The 15,442-nt window shown below is 69.5% G+C and carries 13 protein-coding genes; 7 read left to right on the plus strand and 6 right to left on the minus strand.

All coding sequences use genetic code 11. The features are described from left to right. The first annotated feature begins 3 nt into the window (after window positions 1–3). On the plus strand, window positions 4–1,668 hold the full coding sequence (gene alsS, locus AC5Y7D_RS00880) for an acetolactate synthase AlsS (RefSeq protein WP_499920609.1): 1,665 nt from the start codon (window positions 4–6) through the stop codon (window positions 1,666–1,668). Beyond that, window positions 1,665–2,426: an acetolactate decarboxylase gene (gene budA, locus AC5Y7D_RS00885; RefSeq protein ID WP_499920611.1), complete on the plus strand. Its 762-nt coding sequence runs from the start codon at window positions 1,665–1,667 to the stop codon at window positions 2,424–2,426. Before alsS ends, budA begins: the two co-directional genes overlap by 4 nt. Here the strand turns inward: budA and AC5Y7D_RS00890 are convergent. Both AC5Y7D_RS00890 and AC5Y7D_RS00895 read right to left on the minus strand, forming a co-directional pair. Beyond that, entirely contained in the window at window positions 2,423–3,673 is a 1,251-nt protein-coding gene (locus AC5Y7D_RS00890; RefSeq protein ID WP_499920613.1) for a cytochrome P450, read from the minus strand. The two genes, budA and AC5Y7D_RS00890, sit on opposite strands and share 4 nt — an antisense overlap. Then, complete coding sequence (locus AC5Y7D_RS00895; RefSeq protein WP_499920615.1) at window positions 3,670–4,224, minus strand: TetR/AcrR family transcriptional regulator; 555 nt, start codon at window positions 4,222–4,224, stop codon at window positions 3,670–3,672. The genes AC5Y7D_RS00890 and AC5Y7D_RS00895 overlap by 4 nt, the downstream gene beginning before the upstream one ends. 46 nt (window positions 4,225–4,270) lie before the next feature. Here AC5Y7D_RS00895 and AC5Y7D_RS00900 point away from each other — a divergent pair, with 46 nt between their 5' ends. The 3 genes from AC5Y7D_RS00900 (at window position 4,271) to AC5Y7D_RS00910 (ending at window position 10,477) form a co-directional block, all read left to right on the plus strand. Further along, entirely contained in the window at window positions 4,271–5,149 is an 879-nt protein-coding gene (locus tag AC5Y7D_RS00900; RefSeq protein ID WP_499920617.1) for an LLM class F420-dependent oxidoreductase, read from the plus strand. Beyond that, complete coding sequence (locus AC5Y7D_RS00905) at window positions 5,146–5,883, plus strand: hypothetical protein (protein WP_499920619.1); 738 nt, start codon at window positions 5,146–5,148, stop codon at window positions 5,881–5,883. Before AC5Y7D_RS00900 ends, AC5Y7D_RS00905 begins: the two co-directional genes overlap by 4 nt. 154 nt (window positions 5,884–6,037) lie before the next feature. Then, window positions 6,038–10,477: a PE family protein gene (locus AC5Y7D_RS00910; RefSeq protein ID WP_499920621.1), complete on the plus strand. Its 4,440-nt coding sequence runs from the start codon at window positions 6,038–6,040 to the stop codon at window positions 10,475–10,477. A gap of 29 nt (window positions 10,478–10,506) precedes the next feature. Here the strand turns inward: AC5Y7D_RS00910 and AC5Y7D_RS00915 are convergent, their stop codons facing one another. Beyond that, on the minus strand, window positions 10,507–10,977 hold the full coding sequence (locus AC5Y7D_RS00915) for a hypothetical protein (protein ID WP_499920624.1): 471 nt from the start codon (window positions 10,975–10,977) through the stop codon (window positions 10,507–10,509). A gap of 97 nt (window positions 10,978–11,074) precedes the next feature. Between AC5Y7D_RS00915 and AC5Y7D_RS00920 the strand changes: the two genes are divergently transcribed. Then, a complete protein-coding gene (locus AC5Y7D_RS00920) occupies window positions 11,075–11,923 on the plus strand; it encodes a sulfurtransferase (protein ID WP_499920626.1) in 849 nt (282 codons plus the stop codon). A gap of 64 nt (window positions 11,924–11,987) precedes the next feature. Here AC5Y7D_RS00920 and AC5Y7D_RS00925 read toward each other — a convergent pair whose 3' ends face one another. The 3 genes from AC5Y7D_RS00925 to AC5Y7D_RS00935 all read right to left on the minus strand — a co-directional run bounded on the left by AC5Y7D_RS00925 (window position 11,988) and on the right by AC5Y7D_RS00935 (window position 14,077). Further along, entirely contained in the window at window positions 11,988–12,998 is a 1,011-nt protein-coding gene (locus AC5Y7D_RS00925) for a 5'-methylthioadenosine/S-adenosylhomocysteine nucleosidase family protein (RefSeq protein ID WP_499920628.1), read from the minus strand. A gap of 135 nt (window positions 12,999–13,133) precedes the next feature. Further along, entirely contained in the window at window positions 13,134–13,670 is a 537-nt protein-coding gene (locus AC5Y7D_RS00930) for a hypothetical protein (RefSeq protein ID WP_499920630.1), read from the minus strand. Window positions 13,671–13,681: 11 nt separating this feature from the next. Continuing rightward, window positions 13,682–14,077 (minus strand): hypothetical protein, encoded by a 396-nt coding sequence (locus tag AC5Y7D_RS00935; RefSeq protein ID WP_499920632.1) that lies wholly within the window; start codon window positions 14,075–14,077, stop codon window positions 13,682–13,684. 52 nt (window positions 14,078–14,129) lie between these two features. On the opposite strand from AC5Y7D_RS00935, the gene AC5Y7D_RS00940 reads away from it, so the two are divergent. Next, the gene (locus AC5Y7D_RS00940) at window positions 14,130–15,428 is read left to right on the plus strand and encodes a M23 family metallopeptidase (protein WP_499920634.1); all 1,299 of its coding nucleotides are present in this window, start codon (window positions 14,130–14,132) and stop codon (window positions 15,426–15,428) included. Window positions 15,429–15,442 lie beyond the last annotated feature (14 nt).

A 15,442-nucleotide genomic window follows, 5' to 3' on the forward strand; every position in this document is an offset into this window, starting at 1 on the left:
CAGGTGACTCCCGTGCGCAGCGCCCAGAAGATCGTCGACGTGCTGTCCGCCCAAGGTGTGCGGTACGTCTTCGGGGTACCGGGCGCCAAGATCGACGCCGTGTACGACGCGCTGCTCGACGGCGGACCCGGGCTGGTGGTCTGCCGGCACGAGCAGAACGCCGCCTTCATGGCCGCTGCGGTCGGCCGTCTCACCGGCATTCCCGGCGTCGTGCTGGTGACCTCCGGGCCGGGCACCGCCAACCTGGCCACCGGCCTGCTCACCGCCAACACCGAACAGGATCCGGTGGTGGCACTGTGCGGCGCGGTGCAACGTGAGGACCGGCTCAAGCGCACCCACCAGTCGATGGACGCCGCAGCGCTGTTGCGGACGGTCACCAAGTTCACCGGCGAGATCGACCATCCCGACAACGCCGCCGAGGCCACCGTGACGGCATTCCGCGCGGCGCTGACCGAACCGTGCGGCGCCGCAGCGGTGGTGCTGCCCTCTGACGTCCTGGCCGCCCCGACCACCGCGGGCATCACCGCGACGTTGCCGATCCCCCGATTGGCGGCGGCACCCGCTGCCGGTGTGACGCGCGCGGCCGAACTGATCCGCACCGCACGAAGACCGGCGCTGTTGGTGGGCATCCGGGGCGCCGATCCCGAAACCTGCACGGCATTGCGGACTTTGGTGGCCGCAACGGGACTTCCTGTGGTGGAGACCTTCCAGGCCGCCGGCGTCATCTCCCGCGATCTCGAAGACTGTTTCCTGGGCAGGGTGGGACTGTTCCGCAACCAGCCCGGAGATGTCATCGTGGCCCACGCCGACGTCATCGTCACCATCGGTTATGACGCCGTGGAATACGACCCCGTGCTGTGGAACGTCAACAACGGGCGCCCGATCGTCCACATCGACTCCGTCCCCGCCGACGTCGACAACCATTACCTGCCGACGGTGGAACTGCGCGGCGACATCGCGGCGACACTGACCGAACTGACGGACTCGCTGGCCGGCCTCGTTCTAACCCCCGACTACCAGAACGAGATCGATGTTCAGCGAAAAGCATTGACCGACATCGACAATGCCGCGCGCGACCATTCTCCCGACGGTGCGGGGCTGAACCCGGTCGCTGTCGTGTTACGGCTGCGCGAAGAACTCGACGACACCGCGACCATCGCCTGCGACATCGGCTCGGTCTACATCTACCTGGCGCGCCATTTCCGGGTCTACGAGCCGCGCCGGTTGCTGTTCTCCAATGGTCAACAGACTCTCGGGGTAGCCCTGCCCTGGGCCATGGCCGCCTGCCTGGTCCGGCCCGGCACCCCCGTGGTGTCGGTGTCCGGCGACGGCGGCTTCCTGTTCTCCGCCCAAGAACTCGAGACCGCCACCCGGCTCGGATTGACGTTCACCCACATCATCTTTCGCGACAACTCCTACGACATGGTGGGCTTCCAGGAAGAACTCAAATACGGCCGCAGATCCGGTGTGCACCTCGGCGATTACGACGTCGTCTCCTACGCCAAGGCGTTCGGCGCACACGGCTACCGGGTGGGCAGTCTCGAGGAATTCGGCTCGGTGCTGCGACAGGCGTTGGCCGAACCCGGACCCTCCTTGATCGATGTCCCGGTCGACTACAGTCACAACATCGAACTGGCCGCCCATTTGCACGACGACACGTTCGAATGAGCATCGCACACGAACACTTCCGCCGTTGGGCGGCCAGGCTCATCGGCCACCAGTCCGAGGTCTACCAGTACTCCACCATCAGCGCCCTGCTCGACGGCGTGTACGACGGCGACGCTACCGTGGCCGAGATCTTGCAGCACGGCGATTTCGGGCTCGGCACGTTCAATCACCTCGACGGCGAGATGGTGATCCTCGACGGTGTCTGCTACCGGCTACGTGCGGACGGAACCGCCACGCGCGCAGCACAAACCGCCCGCACCCCGTTCGCGGCGATCACCCGGTTCCACCGCGACTTCGACATCTCGATAACCGCCCGCACCGACCGCGCCACGTTGATCGCCGCCATCGACCAGCGGATCACCAGCACCAACCTGATCTACGCCGTCAAAGTCACCGGCCATTTCGCCGACCTGCACACCCGCACCGTCATGGAGCAGCAGCAGCCGTATCCCCCGTTGACGCAGGCGACCGAAGGACAGGCCGAGACCCGGTTCACCGATGTCTCGGGCACCCTGGTCGGCTTTCGCACGCCCGACTTCGAACAAGGCATTTCCGTCGCGGGTTATCACCTGCATTTCCTCAACGACGACCGCACCGCCGGCGGCCACGTACTGGACTTCACGTGCGAGCGCGGCGACGTCGCCGTCAGCGGGGCATCACAATTGCACCTCAGCCTGCCGACCTCCGGCGCGTTCCTGCAAGCGCGGTTATCCGCGGACGACATGGGCGAGCAGATCACGAAATCCGAAGGCGGCTAACCCGTACAGCACGGAAGTCGTTTGATGCCATGGAAAAACGACGACCGCAATCGGTCGGGCTCGCCGGTCACCGTCAGCGCGGGCACCTTGGGGTACAGCTCTTCGAGCATCACCCGCAGCTCGAGGCGGGCCAGCTGCGCGCCGAGGCAGAAGTGCACTCCCCCACCCCCGAACGCCGCGTGCCCCGTATCCGTTCGGGTCGCGTCGAACTCGTCGGCGTGCTCGAACACCTCCTCGTCGCGGTTGGCGGACAGGTAGTGCATCAGCACCCAGTCCCCGGCGGGAATGTGCTGCCCCCGGATCTCGACATCACGGGTGACTGTGCGGCGGAAATGCATGACCGGAGTAGCCCAGCGCAGCAGTTCCTCGACCGCCGGTTTGACGGCCCCCGGGTCGCGGGCCAGCAACGCCTGCTGCCCGGGGTGCTGCGACAGCGCAAGTATGCCGTGGCTCAACGTGTTTCGAGTGGTCTCGTTACCGGCGATCGCCAGCAGCAGAAAGAACTCGTTGAGTTGGTCGCGGTCGAGCTTTGCACCGTCCACCTCGGCGGCCAGCAACGCCGACAGGATGTCGTCGGTGAGGCCGTGCCGGCGCCGATACTTGACCAGTTCTCCGCAGTACCGGAACATTTCGGCGGCCGCCTGGCCGAGTGCCTCGGGCGTGGGGGCGTAGTCGGGGTCTTCGATGCCCAGGGTGCCGATCGCGTTGCTCCAGCGGAACACCTCCATGCGGTCTTCGGCCGGCACCCCGAGCACGTCGGCGATCACCTGCAGCGACATCTCCGCGGAAATGTCTGGCACCGCATCGAAATCGCCCTTCTCGAGGATGTCTGCGACGATGCTGCGGGCAACCTGGCGCATGTGTTGTTCCAGGCGCAACACGTTGCGCGCGGTGAAGCCCTGGTTGATCAGCTTGCGGAAGTGCACATGTCGCGGCGGGTCGATGCCGGGGAGCATCGCCGAGGTGGGTCCGGCCTCCACTTCGACCAGAGTGTTGCCCCTGCTGCTGGTGAAGGTCTCGGTGTCACGGCTGACCAGACGGACGTCGGCGTGCCTGGTCAGCAGCCACGCCCGGGGCAATCCGGACAGCTGCACCGGATGCACCGGCGCGTCCGCGCGCAACCGGCTCAATGCGTCGAACGGGGCGCCGGTGACGTAGGTATCGGGGTTCAGCACCGTCGACGCGTCGCGGTCGGCTTGCGTCTGCTGGTTCTCCACCACCAGCGACCCCAGCTTCGGAATGGTCATGTCTCCCCCTCAGATGCCTTGATACCGGCGATGATCACGCCCAGGCCGGCGCGGAACCGCTTGGTGGACTTGGAAACCGGCGCTGCATTGCCGCGTGCTTCGTCCAGGCTGACCGACCCCAGCAGGTAGGTGTAGAGCACCGTATGTGCGGCCGCGGCAACGGCTTTGGTCAAGCCGGCGTCGGCCAGCAGCGAGCGGCTGAGCCGGTCCAGCCGGCGGGCGCGCTCCCCGCCACCGCGGGTCTGCAGAATCCCCGCGATCCCGGGAACACCGAGCATCACATCTCGCGCCGCGCAGTACAGTTCGGCCAGCCGTGAGTCCCACGGGCCGTTCTCGGGAACCGGGATGTCCGCCAGCACCGACTCGGCGAGCAGGTCCAGCGCAGCCTGCTTACCCGGCACGTGGTAGTAGACCGACGGCACCGCGGCGCCGAGTTCGGCGGCCAGCTCGCGCATCGTCACCTGCTGCACCCCGACGCGTCGCGCCAGCGTGTGCAATGAGGACACCACCTGGCTGCGGTCGAGTTCGCCGTACGCGCGCCGCGCCGTCATTCGAGCCAGGTTCGAATCAATTCGAGCACTGTTAGAATTTAGCCCGATGAGCACGGTGACCGCAAAGTTGTCCGCGAGACTATCGATCGCCACGCCGGTGGTGACCCTGTTCCCCGGGGCGAGCGCCGACTGGGAGATCGATGCGACGATCGAGGACCTCGCGCAAGTCGCCGAGGCCGCCGACCGACTCGGCTATCACCATCTCACCTGCAGTGAGCACATCGCCCTGCCCGCCGGCGAGCAAGCCCGCCGCGGCGCGCGCTACTGGGACCCGCTTTCCACCTTCGGCTATCTGGCCGCCCGCACGCAGCGAATCCGGTTGGCCACCAACGTCTTGGTGCTCGGTTATCACCATCCGCTGGAGATCGCCAAGCGTTACGGCACCCTGGACAAGATCAGCAACGGCAGGCTGATCCTCGGTGTGGGTGTCGGCTCACTCAAGGAGGAGTTCGACCTGATCGGCGCCCCGTTCCAGGATCGTGGGCCGCGCGCCGACGATGCTCTGCGGGCGCTTCGCGCCGCCTTGTCGGTGCCAGAGCCGGCCTATCACGGCGAGTTCTACTCGTTCGACGGCATGGTCGTCGACCCCTGCGCGGTGCAGCCGCGCGTGCCGCTCTGGATCGGCGGACGCACGTTGCGGTCGCTACGCCGGGCCGTCACCCTGGCCGACGGCTGGGCGCCGTTCCATGTGAGCCTGCAGCAGGCGCGAGAATGGTTGGGGCGCTTCGCGCTTCCGCCCGGGTTCGACGTGGTGTTGGGGCCCGCACACCGGTTGGATCCGCTCAGTCACCCCGAGCGGACCCGGGACCTGATCGCCGAAACCGTCACCCATGGCGCCACCGTTGTCAGCGTCACGCTCACGCACACCTCGTTGCAGCACTACCTGGAGGGCCTGCAGGCGCTGGCGGAGTTGACCGCCGGATGAACCGGGTCAGGGCCGGGATTTTCAGTCTCACCGCCGCCGCGCCAACCGACGACGGTTACCTGCGCTGGCATCTGCTCGATCACCAGCCCGAGCAATACCAACTGCCGGGCATCGTGCACGGGCTGCGCTGGATCGCCGACGGCGACTACCCGTCACATCGCATCGCCGGGCACGGACCGCTGGCAGAGATCGCCAACGTCGTCCACTACCTGGTCGGCGAACCTGTCTCCGAGACCTTGCGCGACTTCGTCGGACTCGGCCGCGTGCTGCGGGAGAACGGTCGCATGCCGGCCATGCGGCCGTTGCTGCAGATCTCGGGTCTTGCCTTGTTGCAATGGGATTCGGCGCCCCGGGCGCTGGTTTCGGCGCAGGTGGTGCCGTTTCGTCCGCACCGCGGCGTGCTGCTGATCCTGGAAGAACCGGCGGAGCCCACCGGCGAGCGGCCGGAGCGCTGGCTGCGGTGGTTGCACGCCGAACACTGCCCCGAGCTGCTTGCGACGCCCGGCGCTGCCGGGGTGTGGACGTTCGGCTCGATCTGCACGCCGAGCCCGCGTGGCTGGCGGACCGACCCGCACTACGTCACCGTCGTCTACCTCGACGACGACCCGCTGGCCGTGACCGCTGCGCTGGCGCCCCTGGTGGAGAAGCGGTGGCGATCGGGCGAAGTGCGCCCGGTGTTCGCCGGACCGCTGCGCAGCATGATCCGCTGGGAGGCGTGGCCTCCCGGAGCGTGAACTCCGCTGTGCGACGCGGAGTTTGTGCTCCGAGAATTCAAGAACCCGAGATTTCCCAATTTCACGCGCTCGAATTCCACCGCGCGTACCGTTCGCTGCGCTGGCACTCCAATGAATCGGGCCTGGAGATGGGAGCCGAGAATTGTCTTCGTTCGTGCGTGCAGTACCTGACGCGGTGGCCGCCATATCGGCGGACGTGTCGGGAATCGGAGAGGCGCTCAGGTCGGCCAATGCGCTCGCGGGGCCTTCGACGACGACAGTTGCGACGGCGGCCTCCGATGAGGTATCCGAGGCGATCGCACGGCTGTTTGGCAGGTACGCCCAGGATTATCAGGCTCTCGGCGGGCGCATGGCCGTCTTCCATGACCAGTTTGTTCAGACGTTGCGCGCGGGCAACAACGCGTATGCCGTGGCCGAGGCGTCCAACGCTTCGCTGCAGAGCCTGGAACGCAACCTGTTGGGTGCGATCAATGCCCCTGCTCAGACATTGCTGGGGCGCCCACTGATCGGTAACGGCGCCAATGGCGCGGCGGGCAGCGGCGCCGCCGGCGGCGACGGCGGGATCTTGTTCGGCAACGGCGGCAACGGCGGGTCCGGTGCACCCGGTGGCAGCGGCGGCGCCGGTGGCTCGGCCGGGTTGATCGGTCGCGGCGGGATCGGAGGCGCGGGCGGCGCGGCCACGGCCGCCGGCGCAACCGGTGGAAGCGGCGGCGCCGGCGGCAGCGGCGGGCTGTTGTGGGGACACAGCGGAGCCGGCGGTAACGGTGGCGCCGGCGGTGCCGCCACGACCCCCGGCGGGCTCGGTGGTGCCGGCGGGGGCGGTGGGGCCGGCGGGGCCAACCGGGCGTTGTTCGGCGGAACCGGCGGGGCCGGGGGCGCGGGCGGGTTCGGCGGAGCCGGCGGCGTCGGCGGTGACGGTGGAGCGGGTGGTGCCGGCGGGGCCGGCGGCGCCGATCGTGGGCTGATGCTCGGCACCGGCGGCCGGGGCGGGCATGGCGGCGGCGGCGGCATCGGCGGCCCGGGCATCGCGGATGTGGGCAGCGACGGCGGGGCCGGCGGCCATGGTGGGGCGGGCGGTGCCGGTGGCGCCGGTGGCACCGACAGTGGGCTGCTGTTCGGCACCGGCGGCAAGGGCGGCATCGGCGGCAACGGCGGTGCTGGCGGCATTGGCGCCGACGGCGCTGCGGGTGTCGGCCACGATGGCTATGCAGGCGGTGCAGGCGGGAACGGTGGCGACGCCGGCGCCGGGGGCGCGGGCGGGTCTACGCGGCACTTCGGGCGGCCCGGTGCCGCGGGCGCGTCCGGGCACGGCGGAGCGGGCGGTGCCGGCGGAGACGGTGGCGCCGGCGATGCCGGCAGTGCCGTGGGCAGCACGGGATACAACGGCGGCACGGGCGGAGCCGGCGGACAGGGCGGTTCAGCCGGCCTCCGCGGCACCAACGGCAGCGGCGGTCTCGGTGGTAACGGCGGGGTTGGCGGGCAGGGCGGCATCGGAGCCGACGACACCGGCAGCGGCGCGGGCACCGGCGGCACCGGCGGAGCCGGCGGCGACGCGGGTGACGGCGGCTTGGCCGGCACTGGCGCCGGGCGCAGCGGCCGCCTGGGTGAGGCGGGTAACGGCGGGGTTGGCGGGGCCGGCGGCCGAGGCGGCGCCGGGCTCGCGGGCACCGACGCCACCGGCGTCACCGGCGCGACGGGTGGCTCCGGAACCGCGGGCGGGCAAGGTGGCCAGGGCGGCAACGGCGGCAGCGCAGGTGCCGGCGGCACCAATGGCGACGGCGGGGTTGGCGGGGTCGGCGGCACCGGCGGAACCGGTGGTCGCGGGGGCACCGGGACTGCCGACACCGGCAGCGGCGCCGGCATTGGCGGAACCGGCGGCTTCGGCGGCGACGCCGGCGCCGGAGGCAGCGGCGGCCAAGCCGGCACCGGCACCGGCACAGCCGGGCTGGTGGGCGCCACCGGAAATGCGGGCAACGGCGGAACCGGCGGCACCGGTGGACGAGGCGGGACCGGGATTGCCGGCATTGACGCGTCTGGCGCGACCGGCGCCACCGGTGGCGCCGGCAACGCGGGCGGCCAGGGCGGCGCGGGCGGCGCCGGCGGCAGTGCCGGCGCCGGCGGCATCAACGGTGACGGCGGCGCCGGCGGCACCGGCGGACGCGGCGGCCGCGGCGGTCACGGCGGCACCGGGACAACCGACACCGGTAGTGGCGCCGGTATCGGCGGAACCGGCGGCAACGGCGGCAACGCCGGGACGGGCGGCGCCGGCGGACAGGCAGGCAGCGGCAGCGGCGCCGCGGGCAACGTGGGCGCGACTGGCGACGACGGTATCGGCGGCGACGGCGGGACCGGCGGTCAGGGCGGGGCCGGCAGAGCGGGCGCTGATGCCACCGGCACCAGCGGCGCCACCGGCGGCGCCGGCACGGCCGGCGGGCAAGGCGGCGCGGGCGGTACCGGCGGCAGCGCCGGCGCCGGCGGCAGCAACGGTTTTGGCGGTACCGGCGGGGTCGGCGGCACCGGCGGTCACGGTGGCCAGGGCGGCACCGGGACCACCGACAGCGGTAGCGGCGCCGGCAACGGCGGAACCGGCGGCACCGGCGGCGATGCCGGAGCGGGCGGCGTCGGAGGACAGGCAGGAAGCGGCATCGGCACCGCGGGCGACGCGGGCGCCAACGGCAAAGCGGGCACGGGCGGCACCGGCGGCACCGGCGGCCAAGGCGGCACGGGCCAGGCCGGAGTCAACGCCGCCGGCGCTACGGGTGCCACCGGTGGCGCGGGCACGGCTGGCGGTCAAGGCGGCACGGGCGGTACCGGCGGCAATGCCGGCGCCGGTGGATTCAACGGCGCCGGCGGAACCGGGGGTCGAGGGGGGACGGGCGGTGAAGGCGGTGCCGGCGCAACCGGTACCACCGACACCGGCAGCGGCGCCGGTACCGGCGGAACCGGCGGCAACGGCGGCGACGCCGGCGCTGGCGGAGCTGGCGGAGCTGGCGGCTCCGGCAGCGGCGCCGCGGGCAAAACGGGCGATAACGGCACTGCCGGCACCGGCGGCACCGGCGGCACAGGCGGTCAGGGCGGCGCAGGCATGGTGGGTTCCAATGGCACCACTGGCGCTATAGGTGGCGCGGGCACGGCGGGCGGCCAGGGCGGCACCGGCGGCAACGGCGGCAACGCCGGCGCCGGCGGCACCAACGGCGACGGCGGCGACGGCGGCACGGGCGGCACCGGTGCCAACGGCGGCAACGGCGGCGCGGGCACCATCAGCGGGGCGGGTATCAACGGCGGCAACGGCGGCAACGGCGGCAACGGCGGCGACGGCGGGAACGCGGGCTTCGGCGGTGCCGGCGGACAAGCCGGCACCGGCAGCGGCAACGCCGGCAACGCGGGCGCTACCGGCAAAGCGGGCACCGGCGGCAACGGTGGCGTCGGCGGTGCCGGGGGTTCCGGCGGCCCCGGCAAAAGCGCCGTCGGCATCGGCGGTGACGGGGGCGATGGTGCCACGGGTGGCAGCGGCGGTTCCGGCGGTGCCGGCGGCAACGCACCTGCGGGCGGCATCAACGGCAACGGGGGTGCCGGCGGCAGAGGCGGTGACGGCGGCAACGGAGCCACCGGCAACAGCGGTGGCACCATTGCCGCCGGCGGCGATGGAGGCGCCGGCGGCAATGCCGGAAAGGGCGGCGCTGGCGGCGCCTCAGGTACTGGCGGGATAGGCGGCAACGGTGGCACCGGTGGAAACGGCGGCAAAGGCGGCGCAGGCGCATTCGGCGGTCCTGGCGGGACTGGAACCGGCACCGGCGACGGCTTCAGCGGCGGGAACGGCGGGCTAGGCGGCAAAGGCGGTGACGGCGGCGACGGCGGCGCGGCACTGGGCTCCGGCAACGGCGGTACCGGCGGATTCGGTGGCGCCGGCGGCAACGGGGGCAATGGCAACACCGGCGGCACAGGTGGCGTCAGCACCACAGCAGGCGTAGCCAGCGGTGACGGCGGCAAGGGCGGGTCAGGTGCTGACTCTGGGGCAGGTGGCGGCGGCGGGCGCGGCGGCGACTCGATCTTCGGCAAGGGCGGCAACGGTGGCGACGGCGGCGCAGGGGGCAACAACCTCGGTGGCGCCAACGGCGGCAACGGCGGCGCCGGTGGGGCCAATGCCCTCACGAACGGTGTTGCCGGCGACGGCGGCGACGGCGGCACAAACGCCAACGGCGCCGCCGGCGGCAAGGGTGGCGATGGCGGCAACGGAACGGCCGGGGCCGGCAACGGCGGCAAAGGCGGTGCCGGCGGGCAGACCGGTGGCGGCAGCAGTTCGGCCAGCTCAACCATCGCCAATGGCGGTAAGGGCGGCACCGCAACCGGCACCGGCGGCATCGGCGGCACCGGGGGCGACGGCAGTGACGGCGGGAAGAGCGGCAGTGGTGGCGACGGCGGCACGAGTGGAAACGGCAATGGCGGTCAGCCAGGCGGTCCCGGCAAGGATGGCACGGCCGGTGGCGCCGGGGTTGGACCTACTGGCCCTAACGGTGGTGCCGGCGGCATAGGCGGCATTGCGGGAGGCATCGTCGGCGGCGGTGGCGTCGGCGGTGCGGGTGGCATCGCCTAGGTGTACCTGGCGGCGACGCCACACCTGATCTAGAAGCCGGTGACCGCCCACGCGCCTTGCGGATAAGGCGGGACTTGGCCGGCGTAGACGCCGTCCGTGACCGTGCACAGGGTGTCGGAAATGGTGCCGGCATTGGCCAATACGGTGGGCGGACTACCGGACGTGACGCGCGCGACGACGGCCTGCCAGAAGTAGCCGATCCCGCCGCGCTCGTACCAGACGAACCAGTCGTTGCCCCGGTTTCCCGCACGAATCAGGCGACGGAATGGCAGGGTCGGGTCGTCAACCGAGTCGGTCTTGTTGAAAGGTGCATCGATGTCGGCGATCGGCGGCAGCAGTGCGCGCAGCTCGCTCGGCAGTTGCGACACGTGCTGCACTTCCTGCACGGGCGTCGTGAGCGCGCACCTGGTATTCGGTATCGCCGCAGCCGGGACGGCGGTGGCACAGCCGAGGACCACCGCCCCCGCCGCCCAGTACCGGAAATACCGTCGCGCCGCCATGTGGTTCACCTTCCCGGGATTCAGCAGGCGTGCCAACAGCACCGTTCTCTCCGGAAGATACGGTCGTTGATGCGGAACCACCAGAGGAGGTGACCCGATGAATGCCCGAAGCCAAGTATTGATCACCGCCGCCGAGCTGGCCAACCTCATCCAGGCTGGCGAACCGCTGACAATCCTCGATGTGCGATGGCAACTCGACGCGCCCGACGGGCGTGCGGCTTACCTCGAGGGACACGTCCCCGGCGCGGTCTATGTGTCGCTGGAGGACGAGCTCAGCGACCACACGCTCGCCGGGCGGGGCCGGCACCCGCTACCGTCCGGCGGCGACTTGCAGAACGCGTTGCGGCGGTGGGGAGTTCGCCAGGAAGACCTGATCGTGGCATACGACGACTGGAATCGGATGGCATCCAGTAGGGCGTGGTGGGTGTTGACGGCCGCGGGACTGACGAACGTGCGCATTCTGGACGGCGGCCTGGCCGCCTGGCGCTCCTGGGCGGGCAGCATCGAATCTGGGGCTGCCGAGGTGACGGCTGGGAATGTGACTGTGCCGCACGAGAATTTGTACGACGGCAGTCAGCCGACGTTGACCGCGGAGCGAACGCTGAGCGTGCCGCTGTTCGATGCGCGCGCGCCCGAGCGCTATCGCGGCGACAGCGAACCCGTTGACGCCGCGGCCGGCCATATCCCCGGGGCGAAGAACTTTCCATTCGTGGAACTGTTGCAGGCTGACGGCACGTTTCTCGACGATGACGCGCTGATTCGGTTACTTGCTGATCGTGGCATCGATTCTTCGCTACCCGTGGGAGCGTACTGCGGCTCAGGCGTCAGTGCCACGGTCATCATCGCCGCGCTCGCAGCCACGGGTCAGCGGGCGGCGCTGTATCCAGGCTCATGGTCGGAATGGAGTTCGGATCCGTCGCGGTCTGTTGCCCGCGGGGTCGAATAGCGCTGCGGCGCAGAGCAATTTTCTGCGCGTCCGACTCGCAGCGACAACTCTTGTCGAGGCGGCTTCACGGACCCACCCAGGCGGCCATGAACGCCTCCACCACCCGCGCGGCGTTGTCCGCGGCGAGTTGCTTGTAGAAGAAGAACTGAAACGGAAAGCCCGGCAGTCCCAAAGGGTCACCCGGGCCGTCCGACATTCCGCGGATACCCAGGAACGGCACCCCGTGCGCGGTGGCGACGGCCAATGATGCGGCGGTCTCCTGGTCCACCGCGTCGTACGCAGGGTTCTCGGCGGTCTGGATATTCAGATTGCTCAGCAGCCCTTTGGCAATCCACGGCCCGATCGCCTGAAAGAAGTTGCCGGTGTAGAACAACGACCGGCCCGGCGGACTGCACGGCTGGCAGCCGAAGACGTCACCGGCATTGGGCACACAAGGAAAGGCCTGGCCGTTGTTGGAGTCGCTGCTGTAACCGTTGCCTCCGACGAAGAGCTGCGGCTGGCGATGCAGGTCGTTCAGCTTGACGGTGGGGACGTGACGGCACAGGCAGATCGGGTTGCCCAGTGTGTTGACGCTACTGAGGTGCACGCTCAACGTCTGTGCCACAGCGAGCATCCCGGGGTCGACGGGCGTGTACGTTGCCCCGTTGTCGAGGGTCCACTGTGCCGGTACCGCCACATCGCCGACGCTGGTCCGGCCGGCTCCGCCGGCCACACCCGAAAAGATCACCGCACCAATGGAAGTGCCCGACGCGCAAGTGAAGCGGTTCAACGCGGCCTCGGTGACGTCGGTGGCGTTCACCAGGCCGATACGAGTCATTGCGACCAGCACCTTCTTGCCGGCGATCGAACCGCGGTAGTAGTACTGTCTGTCGTAGACGCCAACGGGATTCGGTTCCAGCATGGTGTGGGCGAGCACCGCGTCGGCTTCGGCCGGAAAAGCCGTCAACACCAGTGTGCGCTGCTCGCAGGCCGACGTCACCACGCTCGGCATACCTCCGGGGTCGGCGGCGGCGAGGCCGCCACCGACACACAGCGCGACGGCCACGACCAGAGCAACGCGGAACCGATTGAGCACGATCCCCCTGTCTCCCAGGCGTGGCTGAAGCGATCGACGACTGATTTTCGCGTGACACGGCCGAGAGTTGGAGATTCGTTATCGATCTTTTTGACTAGCGATGTGCCGTCGTAACGCAATTGCTATTCGATCCCGTCACAGTCGCTCGATGACCAACTGCGCGAAAGCATTGCCGCTGATCGGTGTTTCGAGCTGCAGGCTGATTCCCTCGACCTTGTCACCGTTCTGGTGGCCGAAATAGTACTGACTGGTGCGCTCCACTTTGAGCACACCATGGATGGTGCTCGGCGACGAATAGAGCGGATCCTGAACGGAAGCAAGAACTTCCACGTCGTTCTTGTCGACGTTCCAGACGAAGGCGTAGCCGGGCGCCGAGTATGCGGCGGCCCGCTGTTCCGGAGTCAGCTTGAACCCGAACGTCGTCACCGACCAGCCGTCGACCCGGTAGCTGCCGGGTTCGAGAGTGAAGTGCCCCGTTGCCTTGTCGTACTTGATATAGCCATGGGCGTCCAGGTTGACGTCGGTGAACAACCGTGTGTTGCGCCCCGGCTTCATCGGGATGTTGGCCAAGCCGCGTTCGGTGAACGCACCCCACAGCCGCGGTGAGGACGTGTTCCCGCAGCCGGTAAGCACCAACAGCACAACGGCGAACGCCGGCAGTATGCGTCTCACGTGAACCCTCCTCAGAGCAGCGGCCGGAGCTCGATCGCCGACGTCGGCTTTTCGGCCATCCAGTACGTGATGGCCATCGCGTCGTCACCGGTGCGCAACCCGATGCCTTCGTAGACCACCTCTCCAATGGCCACCGGAAGCGCCACATTCTCGCGGCGGTGCCGCCAGGTCAGGCGATAGCCCTCCCCGGCTTGCTGGATCTCCAGATCAAGGTCTCCGGTGAATTCGCCTGCGCCGTCGAGGTATCGGACCCGGTAGTGGCCGACCAAGCCCGCCGAGCCGTCACCCTGCGCGCGTCCGGAGCCCACTGTCCGGGCGCCCGCAGTCAGGTAGCGGGCGGTGAGCACGCCGGGTTCGTCTGCGCTCATCCGGTACTCGGCAAGCCCGATGACCCGCGTGTTGAACATGCCCAGCATGGTAAGCAGCCGCGACGCCGCGCGGGAATACTATGCTCACCCGATGGTGAAGCTGCGGCATCTGGTGGTCCTCGGGTTCGTCCTGGTGCTGGCCGCGTGCGCGACGTCGCCGAAGCAACCCGCCGCCACCAGCACCCCCGCCAAAGCCGACCCGCTGGCCGGCATCAGCGTCCCCAATGCCTTCACGCCGCTGACGGTTGCCCCGATCAGCCGGCCGACGTTCCCTTTCCCCGGCACCGACGACAAAATGCATCTGGCCTTCGACATGCAGGTCACCAACTCGAGCGCGGAACCCGCCACACTCACCGCTGTCGACGTGGTCGACGCCCGCGACCCCACCAAACTGCTGGCCTCGTTCTCCGGCAACCAATTGGTCGATCCCGCCTGCAACTACGGCGACTGCAACCGGCTGCGCGTACTGCCGGCCGCGCCCGCACAGGACTTCACCATCGCACCGGCGACGTCGCGATCGCTGCTCATCGATTTCCGCCAAGACAACCTGTCCGACTTCCCCAAAGCGGTGATGTTGCGGTTCCACGGCAATGGTGTGGCGAACCCGGCGACCAAAGACCCGGGCCCCTTTGAAACCCTGGGCGCACCGTTCGACATCTCGGCCGGCATGCCGCGCATCATCGCCTCCCCGCTGCGAGGCAACAACTGGGTCGCATTCAACGGATGCTGCGATCCGGGCTGGGCGCACCGCGATGCCATCCTTCCGTTGAACATGAAGCTCAACAACAGCCAGCGCTTCGCGATCGACTGGATGCGCATGAACGACCAGGGCAGCTTCTACGCCGGTGACCAGACCAAGAACGAGAGCTTCGTCGACTACGGGTCCGCGGTCTATGCGGTGGCCGACGGCACCATCGTCTCCACGCTGGACAACATGGCAGCCAACGTGCCCGGCATACTGCCGGCCTCCGACCCTGTCCTGGCCGCCAAACTGACCGTCGACAACGTCGACGGCAACCACATCATCGTGGATCTCGGCGACGGCGTATACGCCATGTATGCGCACCTGATTCAGGGCTCGCTGCTGGTCAAACCGGGCGACCGGGTCACGAAGGGGCAGCAGATCGCCAAACTGGGCAACACCGGCAATTCCAACGCACCCCACCTGCACTTCCAGCTCATGAGCGGGCCGTCGCTGTTCGAGGCCGACGGACTGCCTTACGTCATCGAAGGGTTCAGCTACCAGGGCCGGGTCAACGCGGCACAGGTGTGGGGCGCCGACAATTACCTCAGCGGCTCATTCCTCGGCCCAGACATGCTCCCGGCCCCTCAACTCAAAGGCAACCAGCTGCCTCTCCTGCTGGCCGTCGTGACATTCCCGCTCAGTTAGCGACCGAAAGGCCG

It is taken from the genome of Mycobacterium sp. NGS49 (assembly GCF_059812565.1).

Bases quoted from the DNA above. Each gene is read 5' to 3' on its own strand.
- budA (WP_499920611.1), top strand. From the start codon at position 1,665: ATGAGCATCGCACACGAACACTTCCGCCGTTGGGCGGCCAGGCTCATC.
- AC5Y7D_RS00890 (WP_499920613.1), bottom strand. From the start codon at position 3,673: ATGACCATTCCGAAGCTGGGGTCGCTGGTGGTGGAGAACCAGCAGACG.
- AC5Y7D_RS00895 (WP_499920615.1), bottom strand. From the start codon at position 4,224: ATGACGGCGCGGCGCGCGTACGGCGAACTCGACCGCAGCCAGGTGGTG.
- AC5Y7D_RS00900 (WP_499920617.1), top strand. From the start codon at position 4,271: ATGAGCACGGTGACCGCAAAGTTGTCCGCGAGACTATCGATCGCCACG.
- AC5Y7D_RS00905 (WP_499920619.1), top strand. From the start codon at position 5,146: ATGAACCGGGTCAGGGCCGGGATTTTCAGTCTCACCGCCGCCGCGCCA.
- AC5Y7D_RS00915 (WP_499920624.1), bottom strand. From the start codon at position 10,977: ATGGCGGCGCGACGGTATTTCCGGTACTGGGCGGCGGGGGCGGTGGTC.
- AC5Y7D_RS00920 (WP_499920626.1), top strand. From the start codon at position 11,075: ATGAATGCCCGAAGCCAAGTATTGATCACCGCCGCCGAGCTGGCCAAC.
- AC5Y7D_RS00935 (WP_499920632.1), bottom strand. From the start codon at position 14,077: ATGTTCAACACGCGGGTCATCGGGCTTGCCGAGTACCGGATGAGCGCA.
- AC5Y7D_RS00940 (WP_499920634.1), top strand. From the start codon at position 14,130: ATGGTGAAGCTGCGGCATCTGGTGGTCCTCGGGTTCGTCCTGGTGCTG.